Genomic DNA, 5,346 nt, shown 5'->3' with positions numbered 1-5,346 from the left:
CCTCCCCCCTCCCCCCCGGCCGCCCCCCCTCCCCCCCGGGGGCCCCGCCTCCCCGGGGGCGGGGGCGCGCCCCCGGCCCCCCCCCCCCCCCCGCCACGTTGCCGCGCGCTACCTCATCGGGCCCCGCTCACGGGCAGCGCAGGGCCGGGTAGTCGACGCGGTGGCTCGTCGACACGCCGCCCTCCACGACGGTCGCGGTGACGACGCCCGCCGCCAGGTCGCCCGTCCGGGTGTTGAAGGACTGGTACGCCTGCTTGCCCGGCTCCACGGCGGCGAAGTGCGCGCCGCCGAACGGCGTGGCCACCGTGACCGCGACCGGTGACGTGCCCGTGTTCACCGCCGTGACCGCCAGGTGGGCGGTGCCGCCGACGCAGCGCGGGACGGCGGTGACGGCGAGGGCCGGCGTGGCCGCGGAGATCTCCAGCGTGTACCGGGTCGACGTCACGTGGTCCTGGGCGAAGGCGTCGACGGTGACCGTCCTGCGCCCCGAGGCGTCCAGGGTGATCTTGCGCGGGCGGGTGTCGTCGATCAGGACGCCGTCCACCTTCACCAGGCCGCTGGGCACGTGCGGGTCGAAGTCGACGTCCACCTCGGTGGTCCCGGCCGGGACCCGCAGCGCGTAGGCGGTGGCGCCGGGGGTGAAGGCCGGGGTGAGGACGCCCGGGGCGGCCTTGAGGCCGGACAGCTCCGACTCGGGGCCGTAGACCAGGGACTTGCTGGTGGCGACGCCGAACACGCCACCGGCCCAGCCGCCGGTCGACTGGAACCGGACGGTCACCACCGGGATCCGCTGCCCGTTCTCGTCCAGCACCGGGTTGCCCGCCTGGTCCACCTTCCACCGCGGGTTGTCCAGGTGCTTGCGGGGGATCTCGTCCGTCTGCAGGTAGAAGACGTTCGTGCCCGCGTTGCGGTTGACGGTCTCGGTCTTGAACTTCTCGTCGTTGAGGTAGACGTCGAAGGTGCGGCCGGCGTCACCGGAGTAGTAGCGCACCCGCAGCAGGTTCGACGCCTGCGCCGGGTCGACCCGCAGGTCGTAGCTGAACCAGCCGGACGGGCCCTCCGCGTGCCGGAACTGCTGGCCGCTGAACACGCCGACCGACGAGTTGGCCTGCTTGAGGTTCTTGGCCCCCTCGAAGTTGTTGTTGTCGAAGCTGTACAGCGAGTCGATGGTCAGCTCGGTGTCGCGCAGCCGCCGCTTGTCGTCCAGGATGCGCTGCTGGGCCGCCTCGGAGTCGGCCGTCTCGTAGGAGAAGTAGAGGCCGTAGCGCTCGTCGTGGCGGCGGTAGTGCGGCGTGAACTCCAGGTCGGTGGCCGCGTTGCGGAGCGTGAACCGGACCTGCCCGTCGGCGGTGTCCGGGCCGCGCACGACGTTGTTGGCGAGGTCGGCCTTCCAGGCGGCCACGGTCGGCGTGTCGACCTGGATGACCTGCGGCGCGTCGGGGTCCAGGGACGCCGCGCGCACCAGGATGCCGACGCGGGCGAACTTGTCGAGGTCCTTGGTGCCCAGCCCGGCGCTGAGCAGCACCGGCCCGTACTTCAACGCGAAGAAATCCGGGTTGTCGGGCGTCTCGACCAGCCGCACGGCCATCGGCAGCCGGTACTCGACCACGTCGCCCGCCCGGACGCCCAGCACCACGTAACCGCGCTGGACCTGCGGCGTGACGGCCGAGCCGTTGACGGTGAGGCCGGGCGCGGCGGCGGCCCAGTCCGGCACGCGCAGGCGCAGCTTGGCGTTGGCCGGAACCGCGCCGCCGTCGACCGCCTCGACGCGGAACGTGACCGTGTCGTCGTTGGGCAGGTTCGCCTCCTGCCGGACGCGCAGGTTGCCGTGCTCGAACACCGAGCTGAAGAACATGTTGACCCAGACGCCGTCCGATCCCGTGAAGTAGATCGAGTCGCCGAGCTTGGAGAAGTTCTCCATGCCGGTGCCGGTGCAGCACCAGAACTCGGTGAAGGGCATCGAGTACAGCTTGTAGTAGCCCGGCGCCATCGCCTGGAAGTACGTCGTCATCCCGGTGTCGGGGTTCTGCGACGACAGGATCGTGTTGATGAACGTGTTCTCGTAGTAGTTGGCGTACTTGACGTCCTGCGTCAGCTTGAACAGCTCGCGCGAGAGCTTGAGCATGTTGTACTCGTTGCAGGTCTCCGCCGTCTCGGCGTTGCCGACGACGCCCTTGCCGGTGGCGAACTCGTGCAGCGTGTCCGGGCCGTGGAAGTGCTCGGCCTGGCTGTTCGCGCCGGTGGCGTAGGTGTGGTGGTCGACCACGATCTGCCAGAAGTTCTGCGCGGCCTGCAGGTACATCGGCAGGTCGGCCTTCTCCTGCGCGGTCAGCTTGTCGTACAGGGCGGGGTTCTGGGTGAAGACCGTGTAGCGCTTCACCGCGCCGATGAGCTTGGGGATGGTGGTGTTGGCGTGCTTGCCGTTCAGCACGTCCCGGTTCGCCGCCAGCTCGCGGAACAGCGACAGCTCGTCGAACGCCTCGGCGGCCCGCTTGAACCGGGCGTCGCCGCCGCTGCGGGCGTACAGCTCGTACAGGGCGTCGTTCATGCCGCCGTACTCGGTGCGCAGCATGACGCTGGTGTCGGCCAGGGTGGACACGCGGCCGTACAGGTAGCCGCCGAAGCCCTTGGCGATCTCCAGGGCCTTGCCGCCGTGGGCGTCCGGGACGTACTTGTTGATGTCCAGCAGCCCGGCGAGCACCTTGTGCAGGTTGTAGTAGGGCACCACGACCGGGTCGTCGGACGCGCCGCGGCCTTCCACGGCGTCGAGCGCGGTGTCGCGGAACGGGCCGAGGTAGCCCGCGCGGGACGTGCCCGCGTAGGCCGCCTGCACCTCGGCGAGGCCGTCGACCGCCTCGGTGATCTCCCGGTGCAGCCCTTCCTTGACCGCCGGGTCGGAGGTCGAGGCGTAGGACATGGCGAGCGCGGACATGTAGTGGCCGAAGGCGTGGCCGCGGAAGTTGCCGCTGACCGCGCCGTTCTCCCAGCCCTGGTAGCCGGTGGCGGTGGGCGGGGTGAGGTTCGCCGTGCGGTAGAACCAGTGCAGGAACTGCCGGGAGTCGAGGCTGAGCAGGTACTCGTGCTCCTTGGCGGCGGCGTTGTCGAGGTACGCGTCGTCCAGGCGCACGCTCAGGCCGCTGTCCTGGAGGACCTCGCGGACGGCGGGCACGGTCACGGCGAACTCCCGGACGGCGGGCGCGCCGTCGGCGAACCGGACCGTGGCGGTGAGGGTGACGTGCGCGTCGTCCTCGCCCGCACCCGGCTGGTGCACGGTGCCGTCGAGGTCGATCACGTCGCGGTCGCTGGAGGCCCAGGTGACGGTCGAGCCGCTGGAGCCCTCGCGGGGCAGGGCGAGGGCGGCGGCGACGGTCGCGGGGAGCGTGATGGCGGCGGCGTCGGCCCTCGCCACGGCGTCCTTGTCCACGGTGCCGCCGCCTTCCTCGTAGAGGCCGACGACGTCGGCCGCGGTCGCCTCGCCCGCGTACAGCCGGTAGGAGTCCAGGGCGCTGGTCAGGAACGAGCCGTTGTACTGCGGCCCGTTGAAGCCGAGGGTCTTGGGCAGGTTCGCGTCGGCGGTGATGACACCGGTCGACGCGCCTCCGACGGGCTGCGCGACCTGGCTGGGCACGCGCAGGCCGTTGCGGTAGAACACGGCCCGCTTGGTGTCGCTGTGGTAGCTGACGGCGATGTGCGTCCACTGGCCGACGGGGAAGAACGCCGCCCGGTCGGCCGAGGACACCTGGATCTTGTACGGCTGCGCCCCGCCCGGGCCCGCGGACAGCGCCAGCGGCGAGCCGTTGCCCTCCGACGACAGGTACCAGCCGTCGCTGTTGTAGGCGGCCTTGTTCCAGGCGATCACCTGCTCGCCCACCATCGCGGTGTCCGGCTTGAGCCAGAACGACGCGGTCATCACCCTGGGCTGCAACTCGACACCGCGGCCCAGGTCGAGGTAGGTGCCGGCGGTCAGCTTCAGCGCCGAGTCGCGGACGCCGGGCACGAACGCGTACGCCGGCGCGGCCGTGCCGGTGGCCTTCGCGGTCACCGGGTGGGCGAGGTCGGAGCCGTCGGCGAGGCTGTTGTCGAACTCGAGCGCGAGGACGGGATCCCCGAGTGCGCCCTGGGCCTGCGCCGGCACGGCCAGCGGGCTCGCCACGAGCGCCACCCCCAGCAGGGCGGCGAGCGCGCCGGCGGCTCGCGGCCGGGTCACCGCGTTGAGTCTGAACCTCGTCATGGCAATCGCGACCTCCTCGACGCGTGCGCGTCCTCGTGGGCGGTGGGAGCGGACCCTGATCGGGTCCGGGCGGTGAAGACCAACGGCCGCGCCGGGGTGAGGTCGGCTGCGATCCCGGGGCACGGCGCCGTCGCCGGTCGGGACCGGGCGGTGGAGGTCGGGGCGGGGTCCCCCGCGATTCCCGGGCGGGGCACCGACCCGGGCCGGGCGGCGAGGACCGACGGCCGCGCCGGCGTGGGATCTCCTGCGAATCCCGGGCTCGGCGCGGGTGCCGGTGGCGACGCGGCCGAGCCGTTCGGCCGGGGGCGCGGCGGCACGGCGGAGCCCGGGCGCGGCAGGGTAGCTACGGCTGCCGGACGGTGTCTCATGCGACGGGCTCCTCCCGGCGGTCAGGGCAGGGCGGACCGCCGCCCGGGGCGGGCGGTGGCCGTGCGGTCGGAGGGCGGGCGGTCGGAGGGCGGGCGCGGCGGCCCGGGACCCGTGGTCGCCTCGACGACGCCGAGGCACCGTGACGAGAACCCCACTGTGTTAGCGCTAACATCTTTCGGCAAGAAAGTGAAACATCGTGGTAATGCCCGTGTCAACACCCTCTTGCACCGCAACCGCCGCGACACCGAGCGCGACGACGCCGCCCGGTCGGCTCGGCCCACGAGCGCGCCGACCATGCGGCGACACCGGATTCGCCGAGTCGTGTTAACGCGAACATCGAGCCGGGGGCGGTGATCGCCGACGCCGCGCGGAAGAGGTCGGCCGGGCGGCTTCGAGGCTGCGGGCGTGGAGCGCGGTGCGGGCGTGGAGCACCGGGTGGTCGAACCAGCGCGGCCCGGTCGGCCCGGCACACCGCCATCCCGGCGGGCCGGCGGTCGGGGGCGGTGTTCGCCCGCCGGGGCGGAACGGCACATTCCCGTTTTGGCGGGACCCCCGTCGTCGCGATTGTTCGCCTTTCCGCCGGTCAAGCCGGAAGGGTGTCCTGAGCGGTCGAGAATTGGGGGGGGGAGGGGGCGGCCCCCCCCTCGGTCGGGGGGCCCCCCCCCGCCCGCGGCCGCCGGGCGGCCGGGGGGGGGGGCGGGCGCGGGGCCGGGGGGGGGGGCGCTATCTGTCTATCTCGCGCGCTC

At 72.7% G+C, this 5,346-nt stretch carries 1 protein-coding gene; it reads right to left on the bottom strand.

Annotated elements, in window-relative coordinates; genetic code table 11:
- Window positions 1–127 precede the first annotated feature (127 nt).
- Complete coding sequence (locus tag ACFXGA_RS36805) at window positions 128–4,231, bottom strand: beta-L-arabinofuranosidase domain-containing protein (RefSeq protein WP_378096639.1); 4,104 nt, start codon at window positions 4,229–4,231, stop codon at window positions 128–130.
- Between the last annotated feature and the right edge of the window lie 1,115 nt (window positions 4,232–5,346).

The organism is Actinosynnema sp. NPDC059335 (assembly GCF_042752395.1).
Classification (GTDB): domain Bacteria; phylum Actinomycetota; class Actinomycetes; order Mycobacteriales; family Pseudonocardiaceae; genus Actinosynnema.
The sequence above is the reverse complement of the archived record's forward strand: the minus strand, read 5'-3'. Positions and strand labels throughout refer to the sequence as shown.

Coding starts and splice junctions, on each gene's coding strand:
- ACFXGA_RS36805 (WP_378096639.1), bottom strand. CDS start 4,231: ATGACGAGGTTCAGACTCAACGCGGTGACCCGGCCGCGAGCCGCCGGC.